We start from the raw sequence: 14,700 nt of genomic DNA on the forward strand, positions 1-14,700 counted from the left end.
TAGCCCCTCATTGCCCTACTGGGCGCTAGCGGGCGGACGCCCAATCGCCGCCGAGACGGGCTTGCCCCACTTGACCAGATCCTGCGTCATATCGTCGTGGGGGATCTGCGCCTCGATAACCACGGGGCGGCGGGTGTTTTCGCTGGCGATGCGAAACGCCTGGCGAAGCTCGCCGGCGGTGGTGGCAGTGATGCCGATGCCCTCGCCGTCGTCCGCGTTGAAAGCGCTGACCAAGCCCGCGTAGTCCCAGTTCTTGTAGTAGTTGTACGGGCCCTCGTGCAGGGCGGATTCGATGACGTAGCCCTTGTTGTTCACCACGATGACGGTGATGTTGTCCTCGTAGCGGATCATGTTGCACACCTCTTGGGCGGTGAGCTGGAAGGAGCCGTCGCCGACCATGAGGATCGTGTGGTGCTCGTTGCCCTTAGCTACGGCGTACCCGTGGGCGGACGGCACCGACCAGCCGATGGCGCCCCACTGCATCTCGATTTCGAAGCCTGCGCCGCCGGGAAGCTGCATGTGCATCCCGTTGAACCACGAGTCTCCAGTTTCGGCGAACAGCGTGGAATCGGCGCTGATCAGCTCGTTGATCTGGTGCACCATCTCGGCGCGGGTGAGCTGCGCCGAATCCTCTGCAGGGGTGTAGTTGGCCGACTCACCGGTGACATCGTCCCGGCTGAACTGATCGAGTGTGGCGGTGTTGCGCTGCACCTTCGCCTCGAGCGTCTCCAGCACGGCGGCGATGGGCAGGTTGGTGTGCTTAGTGTCCGGCGTGGTCACGCCGTCCTCGGCGATGGCGATGTAGCCGGACTCGTTCGGCACCGTGGTCGTCCAACCCACCGTGGAGTAATCCGTGAACATCGGGCCCGCAGCCAGCACGCAATCGGCGAGGTCCACCATGGCCTCTGCACCTGGAGCGGAGGAATTGCCCAAGTAGTGGCCGATGAATTGCGGGTGACCCTCCGGGAAGAAGCTCTTGGCGTTCGGCTGCACGGCCACCGCGCATCCGATTGCCTCAGCCACGCGCCGGAAAGCGTCGATGGCGCCGTACGGGCGCAGGTGCGGGCCGGCGAGCAGGAGCGGCTTTTCTGCCGCGTTGATCTGCTCGGCAATCTCGGACGCCGCCCGCTCGACCGCCTCCTGGTCGTAGTCGACCTCCCACGCACGCTCGAACGTTCTCGGCTGCGGGTCCGCGCACTCGGCGTCCGCCAAGTTGGAAGCGATCTCGATGTAGCACGGTTTGGATTCGCGCAGGGCGGTGGCGATGGCGTCGTCGATAAGCGAAGGTGCCTCCTCGGCGGTGAGGATGCGCACCGTCTTGCAGGTGACGGGGCGGAACATTTCCTCCTGGTAGGAGTAATCCGTCGTGCCGATGGTGTGGTGCAGGAAGCGGCCGGACGCCTCGTCGTTAGTGTTGTAGCCGGCGGAGATGAAGATCATGGGCAGGCGTTCCGCGTACGCGCCGGCGACGCCGTTGAGCGCGGAGAATGCGCCTACGTTGAAGGTGATCACACAGGCGGAGGCGCCGTTTGCGCGGGCGTAGCCCTCGGCGGCGTAGGCGGCGTTGAGCTCGTTGGTGCAGCTCATCATCTTCAGGTTGTCGTTCTTCAGCAGCTCATCCAGCAGTTGCAGGTTATAGTCACCCGGAACCTGGAAGTAGTGTTCCAGGCCGATTTGCTCAAGTCGGGTGGCCAGGTAGTGGCCGACGGTGGTAGTCATGGTTGCCTTTCTGTAGGACCGTTGGACCACCCACGGTATGCAACCCCCGTATTGATAGCACCATAATCTTGGCGACTCCCCCGCTTCATTGTGACGCCCACAACAAACCCCCGCCGCGTGTGCGACGGGGGTTGAAGGTGGGCCCTGTGGGGATCGAACCCACGACCTGCGGATTAAAAGTCCGTAGCTCTACCAACTGAGCTAAAGGCCCGCGGGTGCAGAGTTTAGCCTCCTGGCACCCGCCCGCGGTAATCGGGGGAGGTTTTAATCCTCCTTCATCATCGTGCCGGTCTCTTCCATGCGCAGGTGGAAGTCGAAGGCGTGGCGCAGATCGTGCGGGGTGGCCTGGTACTTGCACTTGGATGCGCGCTCGACGTACTCCTCCAGCAGCGGGCGGTACGACGGGTGCGCGATGGAGATCATCTTCGCCGGACGGTCACGCGGGGCGAGGCCGCGCAGGTCGGCCACGCCGTACTCGGTGATGAAGACCATGGCGTCGTGCTCGTTGTGGTCGATGTGCGAGGCGAACGGGACGATGGCGGAGATGGCGCCGTCCTTGGCAACCGACGGGGAGATGAACGAGGAGATGTAGGCGTTGCGGGTGAAGTCGCCGGAGCCGCCGAGGGCGTTCATCAGGCGCGAGCCGTTGATGTGGGTGGAGTTGGCGTTGCCGTAGATGTCCGCCTCGATCATGCCGTTCGATGCAATCAGGCCGGTGCGGCGGATGACCTCCGGGTGGTTAGAGATAGACTGCGGGCGCAGGATGATGGACTCACGGTAGCGCGATGCCTCGTTGTTCATCTTCTCCGCGTACTCGGGCGACAGGGAGAACGACGTTGCAGACGCCACGGTCATCTTGCCGGCGTCGATGAGGTCCACCATGCCGTCCTGGATCACCTCGGTGTAGGCCTGGATGTTCTCAAACTTGGAGTCCATCAGGCCGGCCATCACGGCGTTGGGGACGTTGCCCACGCCGGACTGCATGACGTAGCCGTCGTAGGTGAGGCGGCCGGCCTTGACCTCGTTTTCCAAGAAGTCGAGGAAGTTGCCGGCGATCTGCTCCGAGATCTCGTCCGGCGCCTTGAAGGGGGCGTTGCGGTCCGGCGCGTCGGTCTCGACGACCGCGACAACCTTTTCCGGGTCGATGGTGATGTAGGTGTCGCCGATGCGGTCGCCGCACTTAGTGATCGGGATCGGGACACGGTTCGGCAGCGGCGGCACGGTCCAGATGTCGTGCATGCCCTCGAGCTCCTCGGACTGCCAGGAGTTGACCTCGATGATGATCTTCTTTGCGGCGTTGAGGAACTCCACGGAGTTGCCCACGGAGGACGACGGGACGATGTTGCCGTCCTCGGTGATGCGCACCGCCTCGACGATGGCCAGGTCGACCTCGCCGAAGAAGCCCTGCTCCACCATCATGCCGGAGTGCGACAGGTGGATGTCCTGGAACTTCATCTCGCCGGCGTTGATCTTGTTTCGCATGGTCGGGTCGGACTGATACGGCATGCGGTAGCGCAGTGCACCCGCCTCGGCGAGCACGCCGTCGCACTCCGGCGCGGTGGAAGCGCCGGTGTACATGTCGATGGAGAAGTCCTGCCCCTTCTCATGGGCGGCCTTCGCCTTCTCCGCAATCGCGCCCGGCATGGCCTTCGGGTAACCCGCGCCCGTAAATCCGGAGGTGCCCACCTTGTCGCCATGGTTGACAAACTGTGCGGCCTCTTCGGCGGTCATGACCTTGTCCCGCAGCTTCGCGCTGGCAATGCGTTCGCTCATTGTGATCCCTCAATCCTGGTAGATCCGATCAGGTAACAACACCACCATATTGTGACGTATCGCTCATTGCCACGGTTGTGTGGTGGGTCGTCGTGAAGCATGTGCTTATCGACGACCAAATCACCCCCGAACGGGCGTAGCGCCCACGATTGGACGTGCAGGGCAGCGTGCGTGAACAATGGGGCCACTATGACTACCGCAGCCCCCGCCTTAACGATCGGCGGCATCGACCTGGACTCCCCCGTCATCCTCGCGCCGATGGCCGGGGTGACCAACATGCCGTTTCGCGTGCTGTGCCGCGAGATCGAAGAGGAGCTCACCGGCACCTCGTCGGGGCTGTACGTCTGCGAGATGATCACCGCCCGCGCGATGGTGGCCCGCAATCAGAAGACGCTGCACATGACGACCTTCGCCGACGTGGAAACCCCGCGCTCAATGCAGCTCTACACCGTCGATCCGAAGTTCACCTACGAGGCCGTGCGCATGATCGTGGAGGAAGACATCGCCGATCACGTGGACATGAACTTCGGCTGCCCGGTACCCAAGGTCACCCGCAAGGGCGGCGGCTGCGCCATCCCCTATAAGCGCCGCCTGTACGGCAACATCGTCGACGCCGCCGTGCGCGCCGCCGAAGGCTCCAGCATCCCGATCACGGTGAAGTTCCGCATCGGCATCGACGACGAGCACCACACCCACTTGGATGCCGGCCGCATCGCCGCAGACGCGGGTGCCGCCGCCGTCGCCCTGCACGCCCGCACCGGCGCCGAGCGCTACTCGGGTGCGGCGCACTGGGACGAGATCGGCCGGCTCGTCGAGCACATGGACGGCACAGGCGTGCCCATCATCGGCAACGGCGACATCTTCGCCGCCGACGACGCCGCCAAGATGATGGAGCAGACCGGCTGCCACGGCGTGGAAGTCGGCCGCGGCTGCCTCGGCCGGCCCTGGCTGTTCGCCCAACTTGGCGCACAACTGCGCGGTGAGGACATCCCGCCGGAGCCGACACTGGGCCAAGTCGCCGGCATTATTTACCGCCACGCCGAACTGCTCGCCGAGCACGACGGTGAGGACCACGCCTGCCGGGACATTCGCAAGCACACCGGCTGGTATCTGCGCGGCTTCCCCGTCGGTGGCGAGTTCCGCAAATCCCTCGCCCAGGTCACCTCGCTGGCGGAGCTGCGCGAGCGCCTCGCACCCATCACCGAGTCCGACGATATGGCGCAGCACGCCGACAACGCCCGCGGCCGCCAAGGCTCCGCCGGCAAGATCGCCCTGCCGGAGGGCTGGCTGGACGATCCCGAGGATGAGACCGTGCCGCAGGGCGCGGAGATTGAAAATAACGGTGGGTAAACACCAATCATCGCGTAGCATGAAACCCATGCTTCGTGCTGCGTACAGGGAAAATCTAGAGGCGTTCAACCGGGACCTCATCGCCATGTGCGACACGGTGTGCACCATCATGGACCACGCCTCCTCCGCGCTGCTCGAGCAATCGCTTGACGACGCCGAAACTGCCCTGTCCGAAATCGACAGCCTGCAAGAGATCAGCGAGCGTTGCGAGGAACGCAGCATGAGCCTGCTCGCCCTGCAAAGCCCGGTCGCCGGCGACCTGCGCCAAGTTCTGTCCGCCCTCTACGTGGTGGAAAACTTCGAGCGCATGGGCTCCCTGGCCCGCAACATCGCCCTGCTGGCCCGCCTGCGCCACCCCGCGCCGGTCTACCCCGCCCCGCTCCAGGGCTACATCGAAGAGTTAACCCGCCTGGTGCGTGAGATGGGTGCGACCACCCGGGCGTTGCTGGATAACCCCGACCCGGACGTGGCAGTGGAGCTGCACAACATCGACGAAGGCGTCGATGACATGCGCGCCTTCCTGCAGACCCTGGTCTCCGACCGCAAGTGGGAGTACTCCACCCGCGAGGCGGTGGATCTCGCCATGGTTGCCCGTTACTACGAGCGCTACGCCGACCGCTGCGTGAACGTCGCTGGGCGCATGGTCTTCCTGGTCACCGGCCTCAAGCCCGAGGAATACCTGCGCCAGCGCGACGAGCCAGATTACGACCCGGACGAGAAGTTCGCCACCATCGAGCGGAAGTTCCGCCGCTAACACGACGACGCCCTCCCGGCACGCATGGTCGGGAGGGCGTCGTCGTCAAGCAAAGGCTTTAGCCGAAGCGGCCCGAGATGTAGTCCTCGGTCTCCTTCTGCTCCGGGTTCTCGAAGATGGTGGTGGTGTCGTTGAACTCCACCAGGTGGCCCGGCTTACCGGTGGCCTCGAGGGAGAAGAACGCGGTCTTGTCGGACACACGCGCAGCCTGCTGCATGTTGTGGGTCACGATGACGATGGTGAAGTCGTTCTTCAGTTCGTGGATGAGGTCCTCCACGGCCAGGGTGGAAATCGGGTCGAGCGCGGAGCACGGTTCGTCCATGAGCAGCACCTCCGGGCGCACCGCGATCGCACGCGCGATGCACAGACGCTGCTGCTGACCGCCGGAGAGGCCGCCGCCCGGCTTGTCTAGGCGGTCCTTGACCTCGTCCCACAGGTTCGCGCCGCGCAGGGACTGCTCAGCGACCTCCTTGAGCTTCTTCTTGTCCTTCTCACCGGACAGGCGCAGGCCCGCGACGACGTTGTCCTCGATGGACATGGTCGGGAACGGGTTCGCCTTCTGGAACACCATGCCGATGGTGTTACGCACGGCAACCGGGTCGACGTTCTTGCCGTAGATGTCGTGGCCGTCGAGGAGGATCTCGCCCTTCACGGACGCGTTGGGGATGACCTCGTGCATGCGGTTAATGGTGCGCAGCACGGTGGACTTGCCGCAGCCGGACGGGCCGATGAAGGCGGTCACGGCCTGCGACGGGATCTGCATGTTGACGTTCTGCACGGCGTGGAAGTCGCCGTAGTAGATGTTGACGTCGTTGAGTTCGAGCTTGGTAGCCATCTGGGTTTCTCCTGAATGGGTGGGAACGCGGGTGGGGTTACTTCTTGACCGAGTAGCGCTTCGCCACAAATCGTGCGAGCAGGTTCAACGTGACGACGAGGACCACGAGCGTCAACGCCGCGCCCCAGAGTCGGTCGTTTGCCGGGCCGGTAGCACCGGACTTCCACATGTCGAGCATGAACAGCGGCAGCGAGGACTGCGGCTTGTCAAACATGTCGATCCAGTTGGTCGCCGGGGTCGAGCCGACGAGGATGAGCACCGGAGCGGACTCGCCCATCACGCGGGCGACGGCGAGCATGATGCCGGTGACGATGCCGGACAGCGCGGTCGGCAACACGATGCGCACGATGGTCTTCCACTTCGGCACACCGAGGGCGTAGGAGGCCTCGCGCAGGTCCATCGGCACGACGCGCAGCATCTCTTCGGTGTTGCGCACCACGACCGGGATCATGAGCAGGATCAGTGACAGCGCCACGGCGAAGCCGGAGCGCTGCTGGCCCAGGATGGTGATCCACAGGGCGTAGATGAACAGCGCGGCAACGATCGACGGCACGCCGGAAAGGATGTCCACCATGAACGTGGTGAGCTTGCCCAGCTTGTTGCCGTTGGAGTACTCCACCAGGTAGATCGCGGTGAAGATGCCGATCGGGATAGAAAACAGCGACGCGATGAGCGTCTGCATCAGGGTGCCGGCGATGGCGTGCAGGGCGCCGCCGCCCGCCTTGGAGGAGCGGACGCCGACCATGTCCTCGGTCCACCACGCCGGGTCCATGATGACGGACCAGCCGCGGGAGATCACCGTGAACAGCAGCCACAGCAGCGGGATGAGTGCGAGGATCATGCACAGCCACATCAGGCCGCCCATGATCGAGTTGGTGGTTTTGCGGCCGGAGGCGATGTCGGTAAACGGGTTCTCGGCGTCGCGGCGCGGAGCCTGCGCCGGCTTGGTCGCAACCTGGGAGGAACCGTTATTCGGTACTGCAGTAGACATTGTCTGCTCCGCTCCTTACTTGTTGACGATCGCGCGGGCGATCGAGTTGACGATGAAGGTCAGCAGGAACAGCACCAGGCCAGCGGCAATGTAGGCGCCTGCGGAGACCGGGTTGTTGAACTCTGCAGCGGCGTTGGCGATCGCGGTGGCGAAGGTGGTGCCGCCGTCGAACAGCGAGCCGCGGTAGTCGTTCGCCGGGGCCACAGCCATGTAGAGCGCCATGGTCTCACCGAGCGCGCGGCCGAGGCCGAGCATGGAGCCGGCGATGAAGCCGGACATGCCGAACGGGATGACGGTCATGCGGATGACTTCCCAGCGGGTCGCACCGAGTGCCAGTGCGGACTCGATCTGGCCCGGAGGGGTCTGCACGAAGATCTCACGGGCGGTCGCGGCGATGATCGGCAGGATCATGATCGCGAGCACGATGCCACCGGTCATCATGTTGCGGGCCGTGGAGAACGGCGGAGAGTTCTGATACGTAGCGAACAGGAAGAAGTCGCCGCCCCAGCCGTTGACCCACTGGTAGAACTTGCCCAGCAGCGGGCCGAGCACCTGCGCGCCCCACAGGCCGTACACGATCGACGGCACGGCAGCGAGCATGTCCACCAGGGTGCCCAGCGGGCGCACGAGCTTCGGCGGGCAGTAGTTGGACAGGAACAGCGCTACACCGAGGGCGATCGGCATTGCGATGATCAGAGCGATGATCGAGATGGTGATCGTGGAGAAGAACAGGTTCGGGATACCGAACTGCATCGCTTCCAGGTCGGCGGTCTGCCAGCGGCCGCCGTAGGTGAAGAAGCCGAGGATGCCGCCGTCGTTACGCATCAGCGGAGGCGTCGCCTGGATGAGTAGGAAGATACCGATCGCCGCGACGAGCACGGTGATCAGCGTGGCGGATGCGGTGGAGAGAAACTCGAAGACGCGGTCACCGGGGCGCTTCACGCCGGCACCGCCGGTTTTTGCAGCCGCCGGGTTGTCGCCCTCTGCGACGGGGCGGCCGGTGGAGGACTGGACGACCGGGTCGGTTTTCGTCGCGGCGGTGGAGCCGCGTTCGTCGCGTTCGTTAGCCGGCAGTTCGTTGTCAGCCATAAGCTCGAATCCTTTTGAGAAATAAACGTGTGTGTGCGGCGGCGAACCAGCCGGGACGACCCGTTCTCCGCATAGAGAGACCCCCCGCGATCGGAATCAGAGGGGGGTCTCACTGCCTCATACGGCGCTAGACCGCAGAGACCGGTTACCAGCAGGTGTTACTGGATGGCGTTGATGGCCTCGCGCAGACGCTCAGCGTGTGCACCCTTAACCGGGATGAAGCCCTCGTCAGCCAGCTCGTCGTTCTGGTTGTCCAGAGCAACGTTGAGGAAGTCCTTGACCATCTTGGAGGTTTCCTCGTCGTAGCCAGCGGAGCAGACGATCTCGTAGGTGGTCAGCACGAGCGGGTAAGCGCCCTCAGCGTCGGTCTTGAAAAGCTTGTCGGAGTCGACGACCATGTTGTGACCCTCGGTCTTGAACTCGAGGTTGTCCAGGGTCTTCTCGACGGACTCGTCGGTGAGCTCGACCGGGCCGGAGCCGAAGTCGATGTTGGCCTTCTTGTCAGCGAAGCCGGCCTCGACGTAGGTGATAGCACCCTCGGTCGCGGAGACCTCCTGAGCGACACCGGAGGAGCCGTTGGCGCCGGTGCCCACAGCGTTCGGGAATGCCTTACCGGTGGACTCCCACTTGCCGTCGGAAGCGGCAGCCAGGAACTTCTGGAAGTTGTCGGAGGTGCCGGACTCGTCGGAGCGGTAGAAGACGTTGATCGGAGCATCCGGGAGCTCGACGCCCTCGTTGTTCTCGGCGATCTTCGGGTCGTTCCAGTCGGTGATGACACCCTGGAAGATCTCGACGATGTTGTCGACGGTCAGGTTCAGCTCATCGACACCCTCGAGGTTGTACGCGATGGCGACCGGGCCGATGACGAACGGCAGGTGCCATGCCTCGTTGCCGCCGCAGCGGTCAGCAGCAGCCTGGACCTGGTCGTCCTTCAGCGGGGAGTCGGAGCCAGCGAATGCGACCTGGTCCGCGATGAACTGCTTCTGGCCGGCGCCGGAGCCGGACGGGGTGTATGCGAGCTGCGCGCCCGGAACCTCGGACGCGTAGACGGACGAGAAGTAGTCCATTGCGTTCTGCTGGGAGGATGCGCCCTCAGCAACAAGGGTGCCGGTCTGGCCGGAGAGCTCGTAGTCGCCCTTTTCGCCGGCAGCGTCGGCGTCGGAGTCGGAGTCAGCCGCGGTCTCGGTCGCGGTCTCGACCTCGGTAGCCTCGTTGTCGTCGGAGTCGCCACAAGCGACGAGGGAAGCGGAGGATGCTGCAACGACGCCGATGATTGCGGCGGTGCGCTTGAAGTTACGGATCACGGGATACCTTTCCGGTGCTTAACAGTTCGATGTCGAGCATCGGCATGGTGGGCCGATTACTCACGACTGCTAAACCTACGGAAACCTGGTTAATACCCGGTAGCCAGTTAAGTGAATAATGGGTGAACTCGCGCTTCGCTCATCATATCCGCTGTTCACAGTGTTTTTATTTGTACACCACGTGTTGCTCGCGAATTTCGAAGCCGAGCTGGCGATATCGCTTCACTGCCGCCCCATTATCCGACTCGACATAGAGGATGACCTGCGACGATCCGACATTCTTCAGGTAGCTCAACCCCGCCTGCACGAGCGGTCCCCCCATTCCCTCCCCCCGATGCGCTGACGCCAGTCCAACAACATACACCTCACCCGTCCCATCCGGGTGGCGCTTCGTCCAGTGGAAGCCCGCAATCTCGTCCCCCTTGACCAAAAACCACAGGCCCTCCGGATCGAACCAGTCAGTATCCATCGCGCGGTGCAGCTGCTCGATGTCCCAGTCGCCCTGCTCCGGATGCCAGGAGAACGCGTCGTTGTTCACTTCGAGCCATTGCTTCTCGACGACCCCACGCCCCCACCTGTCCACCAACTCCGGATACGCCACGAGGTCGTAGCCGTCGCGCAGCTGTGGGGCCTGCGTGTCGTCGTCAAGCACAGTGCCCATAACCAGCAGCTCGCGCACCTTCTTCATGCCGAACGCTGCGGCCAGCTCCTGCGCCGCGGGCAGATCGCCGTGGGCCCAAAAACCCGCGTCGGTGTTGCGCTCGCGCGCCGCCTCGACAAGCGCGCGGCCGTGCCCGGCGCGGCGGTGCTCGGGGTGGACCGCCATCTCCACCGAACCGTCCGGGGCGATGCCGGCAACGGCGACCGGGGCGCCGGACTTCTCCACAATGAGGTGGGTGTGGTTGAGGGAGTCGTCGTCAAGCCCGCGCTCGAATGCCTCGGAGAAGGCCGCGACGCCGTCGGCGGACTCGGCCGCCGAAAGGATGGGGCGGACGGTGTTTCCGGGCAAGGTGGCACTTACGATGTCGGAAGTCATGCTGTAGAGGGTACGTCGGAGGGCAGACACGATGCGGAAAGCGGCGATTGCGGTGGTAGCGGCGCTTGTTCTGCTCGCGGGAGCTGATGCGGCGGTTGCCTCACACGCGGAACGGGCGATTGCAGAGCCGGGTATCCGCGCGTCGATCGGCGGCTTCCCCTACGCCACGGCGCTCGCCTCCGGGAAGATCCCGCGGGTGAGCACGGAGTTTCTCGACGCCTCCATCGACGGACCCGGGGTGGGCACCGTGGGTGTGGACGTGTTCAACCTCGCCCTCGATAATCCGCACGACGCGCTGACCGGCGAATTCCAATCCGGCACGGCCCGGCTCGTGCGTCGCAAGGTGCGCCTGGACGGTGTCGGATTTGGCCGACTGCTCGGCATCACCGATCTGGATCTGGCGAACCCCTACGACATCTCCCCCGCCGGCGGCGGCGCAAGTGAAGCCCGCCTGACCGGCACCCCGCCCGGCGCGGACGAGGCGGTTACCGTGGTGGTCACCTTGCGACTGGAGGACGGCATCTTCCACATGAGCCCGAGCATGCTTGTCGACGACACCGACCCGGCCGCCTTCACCCTCGACTTCGACACCCGCACCCTGCCGCTGGGCGGGCCGGCGGACCGTGTGCAACTGTCCGGCGGGTCGATCGAATTCTCCCGGGACCGTATTAACACGGTCTTTGAGCCCTCGGACCTCGACCCGCTCGCGGGAAGGGCTACGCTTGTGAAACATGACTGAAGAGAACACCAATGAAAACACGCAAGGCACCCCGCGCCTGAGCGGCAACGACGCGGTGAACCTGGCCACGGAGCAGTCCAAGGAGACCGCGCACCGCAACATCCCGGCGCTGGATTTCGAGGACTTCCCGCTTGCCGACGACACCGCGAACCTGCGCTACGGCCCCAACCTGCACGACGGCCTGCTGGCCCTGTTGCCGCTGGTCGGTGTGTGGTCCGGCTCCGGCCAGGCCAACGACAACGGCGAGGAATACGCCTTTGGCCAGCGCCTGGTTGTCTCCCACGACGGCGAGAACTACCTGCGTTTCGAGTCGCGCATCTGGCGCCTCGATGAGGAGGGCAACTCCACCGGCGCCGACCAGCGCGAAGTCGGCTTCTGGCGCATTTCCTTGAAGGACGAAATCGAGGTCACACTGACCAACTCCCGCGGTCTGGTGGAGATCCTCTACGGCGAGCCGGTGAACGAGCGCGCCTGGCAGCTCACTAGCGCCTCGACCATCGCCACCGAGACGGGCCCGGCCAGCCACGGCCCGGGCAAGCGCCTCTATGGCCTGATGCCGAACAACAACCTCGGCTGGGTGGACGAGCGCGCCGTCGACGGCGAGATGGTGCCTTACATGTCCGCCGAGTTGAAGCGCATCGCCGGCTAGTTCACCGCCCGGTAGATCAGCTCCCTGATCTCGGATTCGTTGTCCGGGGCGGGGAGCTTTGTGCCGTCGAGACGCTTTACGCGTGTGGCGATACGCGTCGAGCTGACCAACCACACGGACTCCGCCTTGAGCAGTTCCCCGTGGTAGATGTCCTTCGCCTTGCACTTCCAGCCCTCACTCGAAGCCAGCTCGAACAGGGCCGCCTGCGTGGTGCCTGCCATCACGCCCGGGCCGGGCGCCGGGGTGCGCAGCCGTCCGCCCTTTTTCACCATGATCACCGACGAGGTCGCGCCTTCGAGCACGCGCCCGGTCTCATCGACGTAAATCACATCGTCCGCGCCTTCGGATTTCGCCCAGCGCAACGCCGCCATCGTCGCGGCGTAGTTAAGTGTTTTGGCACTTTCGCGCATCCACGAGGCCTTCCCGGTGACGGTGTAGCCGCGCGATGTGGTCAGCACCGACACCCCGCGCTCACGCTGCCGGTAGACCTCCTCGGGAATCGGCCGCACCGACAACCACGCGGTGGGCACGCCGGTGGTTTCCCGGCCGCGCGAGAGCGTCCACACGCACTTGGCTTCGACGCCCTCTTCCCCGCCCCGCTCGCGGCAGTAGTCGGCCACGGCCTCCTCTGTAGCCCGCACCCAGTACTCGCGGCCCGGCTCCGGCAGGTCCATCAGCGCCGCCGAGCGAACGAAGCGGTCGAGGTGTTTATCCAGGTTAACCGGTTTTCCGTCGCGAATCAGGATGGATTCGAAAACCCCGTCGCCGCGGGTTACCACGGCGTCGTCCCAGAACACGTGCGGCATGTTCACGTTTTGTCGTCTCACCGACCCACCGAACGGTTCGACGAGGTAGATCACGGGCGCAGGGGAAATAGCCATAATGCCCCTATGATAGGCGCCCATGGGTTACGCATCGGTTCTTTTGGCACGGCCCGGCGCAGCTGAGCTGCCGGGCGAGTCGCTTCTCGACGCCACCGGCGTCGCCTGGCACTACGGCGACCCCCTCAAGGAGCAGCACCGCGCTACCGAGGAGACGGTCGCGGTGGACCGCTCACACCGCGGGATCCTCGCGGTTTCCGGCCCGGACGCGCCAGCGTTTTTGAACAACCTGCTCTCGCAGAAGCTCGACGACGCTCCCGACGGGTTCGGCGCCGCCGCCCTCGATTTGAACACGCAGGGCCGCATCCTGCACCACGCGGGCGTCGCTGTCGCCGACGGGGTGTACTACCTCGACGTGCCGTCGTATCAGACCGAAAGCCTGCGCGATTTCCTGCAGAATATGGTGTTCTGGTCCGACGTGCAGATCGACACCCCCGACCTGGCGCTGCTCACCCTCCTCGGCCCCGCACCCGCAGACGTCGAGGGCGCTGTATTTACCCGCCGCATCCCCAACTTCGGCGGCGTGCACCGCACTGACATCGCGGTGGAGCGCGAGCGTATCGACGACACCGCCTCCGCCTTCCCCCTCGCCGGCCTCATGGCCTTTACCGCCTTTCGCGTCGCCGCCGGCGAGCCGGAGCAGCGCGCCGATCTGGATGAGCGCTCCATCCCCCACGAGGCGCCGTATCTGATCAACCGTGGCGACTATCTCGGGGCCGTCCACCTGGAGAAGGGCTGCTACCGCGGACAGGAAACGGTCGCGCGCGTAGAAAACCTCGGCCGCTCCCCCAGGTTGCTAGTCAAGCTCCAACTCGACGGTTCCGCCCCGGAGGAGCCAGCAACCGGCTCGGAGATCACGGCCGCCGGCCGCAACGTCGGCCGCCTCGGCACTGTGGTGCACGACGCTGACGAAGGCCCGGTCGCCCTTGCACTGGTGAAGCGTTCCGCGCTCGGGGCACCGCTGGAGATCGGCGGCACCGCGGCGTCGGTGGACCCGTCTTCGCTGCCGGTCGATGAGGGCGAGCATGCGGGGCGGCGTGCCGTCGATAAGCTCAGGCGTGGACCTGAGAGTCAGCTATAAGCGCAGCTCAAGACCCCGAGGGGCATTTTCTCTGAGCGCAAGCTATAGTGTCCTACAGGAAAATATCGTAAATAAGTATGAGGCCGCCTCTTTTGAAGGCCGCCCAAGAAACCACCTCAAGGGGGTCACGCCATGGGCCGCGGACGCGCAAAAGCAAAGCAGACCAAGGTTGCTCGCCAGCTGAAGTACAACACTCCTGAAATGGACCTCGATTCCCTGCAACGAGAGCTTGCAGGCAAGGCCCCACGCCGCTGGGACGAGGACGACGCCGAGGTGGACGACCAGTACGCGGACTACGCCGACTGGGACGAGGACGACGACCGCTAGTCCACCCCGCACATAAAAAAGCACCCCGCTCGCTCGGGGTGCTTTTTGCTGTCCAGGTCTTCACTGCGCTGATCGTCTAGCTCCGCATTTGCACTGCTAGACGATCGGGTTCTTATTGAAACTGGTTGCCATCATCACCTGGGAGTTTGCCCAAGCCAACTCCTGATCGTCT

14 protein-coding genes and 1 tRNA gene are annotated in these 14,700 nt (G+C 64.6%); 6 read left to right on the plus strand and 9 right to left on the minus strand.

What is annotated here, in order from left to right:
* Positions 1 to 15 precede the first annotated feature (15 nt).
* The 3 genes from IAU68_RS09550 to IAU68_RS09560 all read right to left on the minus strand — a co-directional run bounded on the left by IAU68_RS09550 (position 16) and on the right by IAU68_RS09560 (position 3,492).
* Positions 16 to 1,719, minus strand: coding sequence for an alpha-keto acid decarboxylase family protein (locus tag IAU68_RS09550; protein ID WP_171194712.1), 1,704 nt, complete (start codon positions 1,717 to 1,719; stop codon positions 16 to 18).
* A 138-nt stretch (positions 1,720 to 1,857) separates the two neighbouring features.
* A tRNA-Lys gene (locus IAU68_RS09555) sits at positions 1,858 to 1,930 on the minus strand.
* 53 nt (positions 1,931 to 1,983) lie between these two features.
* Positions 1,984 to 3,492, minus strand: a complete 1,509-nt coding sequence (locus IAU68_RS09560; RefSeq protein WP_171193662.1) for an acetyl-CoA hydrolase/transferase family protein — start codon at positions 3,490 to 3,492, stop codon at positions 1,984 to 1,986.
* A gap of 189 nt (positions 3,493 to 3,681) precedes the next feature.
* Here IAU68_RS09560 and dusB point away from each other — a divergent pair, with 189 nt between their 5' ends.
* Both dusB and IAU68_RS09570 read left to right on the plus strand, forming a co-directional pair.
* Positions 3,682 to 4,842: a tRNA dihydrouridine synthase DusB gene (gene dusB, locus IAU68_RS09565; RefSeq protein ID WP_171193663.1), complete on the plus strand. Its 1,161-nt coding sequence runs from the start codon at positions 3,682 to 3,684 to the stop codon at positions 4,840 to 4,842.
* A gap of 28 nt (positions 4,843 to 4,870) precedes the next feature.
* Positions 4,871 to 5,596 carry a phosphate signaling complex PhoU family protein gene (locus IAU68_RS09570; protein ID WP_231699021.1) on the plus strand — a complete coding sequence of 242 codons (726 nt, stop codon included), beginning with the start codon at positions 4,871 to 4,873 and terminating at the stop codon, positions 5,594 to 5,596.
* A gap of 58 nt (positions 5,597 to 5,654) precedes the next feature.
* Here IAU68_RS09570 and pstB read toward each other — a convergent pair whose 3' ends face one another.
* The 5 genes from pstB to mshD all read right to left on the minus strand — a co-directional run bounded on the left by pstB (position 5,655) and on the right by mshD (position 10,851).
* Entirely contained in the window at positions 5,655 to 6,431 is a 777-nt protein-coding gene (gene pstB / locus IAU68_RS09575) for a phosphate ABC transporter ATP-binding protein PstB (RefSeq protein WP_171193665.1), read from the minus strand.
* Positions 6,432 to 6,468: 37 nt separating this feature from the next.
* Positions 6,469 to 7,422, minus strand: coding sequence for a phosphate ABC transporter permease PstA (gene pstA, locus IAU68_RS09580; RefSeq protein ID WP_171193666.1), 954 nt, complete (start codon positions 7,420 to 7,422; stop codon positions 6,469 to 6,471).
* Between the two features lie 15 nt (positions 7,423 to 7,437).
* Positions 7,438 to 8,511, minus strand: a complete 1,074-nt coding sequence (gene pstC / locus IAU68_RS09585; RefSeq protein ID WP_171193667.1) for a phosphate ABC transporter permease subunit PstC — start codon at positions 8,509 to 8,511, stop codon at positions 7,438 to 7,440.
* A gap of 158 nt (positions 8,512 to 8,669) precedes the next feature.
* Positions 8,670 to 9,815 carry a phosphate ABC transporter substrate-binding protein PstS gene (gene pstS / locus IAU68_RS09590; RefSeq protein ID WP_171193668.1) on the minus strand — a complete coding sequence of 382 codons (1,146 nt, stop codon included), beginning with the start codon at positions 9,813 to 9,815 and terminating at the stop codon, positions 8,670 to 8,672.
* Positions 9,816 to 9,981: 166 nt separating this feature from the next.
* Positions 9,982 to 10,851 carry a mycothiol synthase gene (gene mshD, locus IAU68_RS09595; protein WP_171193669.1) on the minus strand — a complete coding sequence of 290 codons (870 nt, stop codon included), beginning with the start codon at positions 10,849 to 10,851 and terminating at the stop codon, positions 9,982 to 9,984.
* Positions 10,852 to 10,882: 31 nt separating this feature from the next.
* Here mshD and IAU68_RS09600 point away from each other — a divergent pair, with 31 nt between their 5' ends.
* Both IAU68_RS09600 and IAU68_RS09605 read left to right on the plus strand, forming a co-directional pair.
* Complete coding sequence (locus IAU68_RS09600) at positions 10,883 to 11,590, plus strand: LmeA family phospholipid-binding protein (protein WP_171193670.1); 708 nt, start codon at positions 10,883 to 10,885, stop codon at positions 11,588 to 11,590.
* Entirely contained in the window at positions 11,583 to 12,239 is a 657-nt protein-coding gene (locus tag IAU68_RS09605; protein ID WP_171193671.1) for an FABP family protein, read from the plus strand. Before IAU68_RS09600 ends, IAU68_RS09605 begins: the two co-directional genes overlap by 8 nt.
* On the opposite strand, the gene IAU68_RS09610 is transcribed toward IAU68_RS09605, so the two are convergent.
* Complete coding sequence (locus IAU68_RS09610) at positions 12,236 to 13,120, minus strand: aminodeoxychorismate lyase (protein ID WP_171193672.1); 885 nt, start codon at positions 13,118 to 13,120, stop codon at positions 12,236 to 12,238. The two genes, IAU68_RS09605 and IAU68_RS09610, sit on opposite strands and share 4 nt — an antisense overlap.
* A 22-nt stretch (positions 13,121 to 13,142) precedes the next feature.
* On the opposite strand from IAU68_RS09610, the gene ygfZ reads away from it, so the two are divergent.
* Both ygfZ and IAU68_RS09620 read left to right on the plus strand, forming a co-directional pair.
* Positions 13,143 to 14,201 (plus strand): CAF17-like 4Fe-4S cluster assembly/insertion protein YgfZ, encoded by a 1,059-nt coding sequence (gene ygfZ / locus IAU68_RS09615; RefSeq protein ID WP_171193673.1) that lies wholly within the window; start codon positions 13,143 to 13,145, stop codon positions 14,199 to 14,201.
* Between the two features lie 132 nt (positions 14,202 to 14,333).
* Positions 14,334 to 14,528, plus strand: a complete 195-nt coding sequence (locus IAU68_RS09620; protein ID WP_171193674.1) for a DUF3073 domain-containing protein — start codon at positions 14,334 to 14,336, stop codon at positions 14,526 to 14,528.
* Positions 14,529 to 14,700: the final 172 nt, after the last annotated feature.

Source organism: Corynebacterium lujinxingii (assembly GCF_014490555.1).
GTDB classification, from domain to species: Bacteria; Actinomycetota; Actinomycetes; order Mycobacteriales; family Mycobacteriaceae; genus Corynebacterium; species Corynebacterium lujinxingii.

What these genes read in the sequence shown, in the direction of transcription:
- IAU68_RS09550 (WP_171194712.1), bottom strand. Translation starts at nt 1,719, where the DNA reads ATGACTACCACCGTCGGCCACTACCTGGCCACCCGACTTGAGCAAATC.
- IAU68_RS09560 (WP_171193662.1), bottom strand. Translation starts at nt 3,492, where the DNA reads ATGAGCGAACGCATTGCCAGCGCGAAGCTGCGGGACAAGGTCATGACC.
- dusB (WP_171193663.1), top strand. Translation starts at nt 3,682, where the DNA reads ATGACTACCGCAGCCCCCGCCTTAACGATCGGCGGCATCGACCTGGAC.
- IAU68_RS09570 (WP_231699021.1), top strand. Translation starts at nt 4,871, where the DNA reads ATGCTTCGTGCTGCGTACAGGGAAAATCTAGAGGCGTTCAACCGGGAC.
- pstB (WP_171193665.1), bottom strand. Translation starts at nt 6,431, where the DNA reads ATGGCTACCAAGCTCGAACTCAACGACGTCAACATCTACTACGGCGAC.
- pstA (WP_171193666.1), bottom strand. Translation starts at nt 7,422, where the DNA reads ATGTCTACTGCAGTACCGAATAACGGTTCCTCCCAGGTTGCGACCAAG.
- pstC (WP_171193667.1), bottom strand. Translation starts at nt 8,511, where the DNA reads ATGGCTGACAACGAACTGCCGGCTAACGAACGCGACGAACGCGGCTCC.
- mshD (WP_171193669.1), bottom strand. Translation starts at nt 10,851, where the DNA reads ATGACTTCCGACATCGTAAGTGCCACCTTGCCCGGAAACACCGTCCGC.
- IAU68_RS09600 (WP_171193670.1), top strand. Translation starts at nt 10,883, where the DNA reads ATGCGGAAAGCGGCGATTGCGGTGGTAGCGGCGCTTGTTCTGCTCGCG.
- IAU68_RS09605 (WP_171193671.1), top strand. Translation starts at nt 11,583, where the DNA reads ATGACTGAAGAGAACACCAATGAAAACACGCAAGGCACCCCGCGCCTG.
- IAU68_RS09610 (WP_171193672.1), bottom strand. Translation starts at nt 13,120, where the DNA reads ATGGCTATTTCCCCTGCGCCCGTGATCTACCTCGTCGAACCGTTCGGT.
- ygfZ (WP_171193673.1), top strand. Translation starts at nt 13,143, where the DNA reads ATGGGTTACGCATCGGTTCTTTTGGCACGGCCCGGCGCAGCTGAGCTG.
- IAU68_RS09620 (WP_171193674.1), top strand. Translation starts at nt 14,334, where the DNA reads ATGGGCCGCGGACGCGCAAAAGCAAAGCAGACCAAGGTTGCTCGCCAG.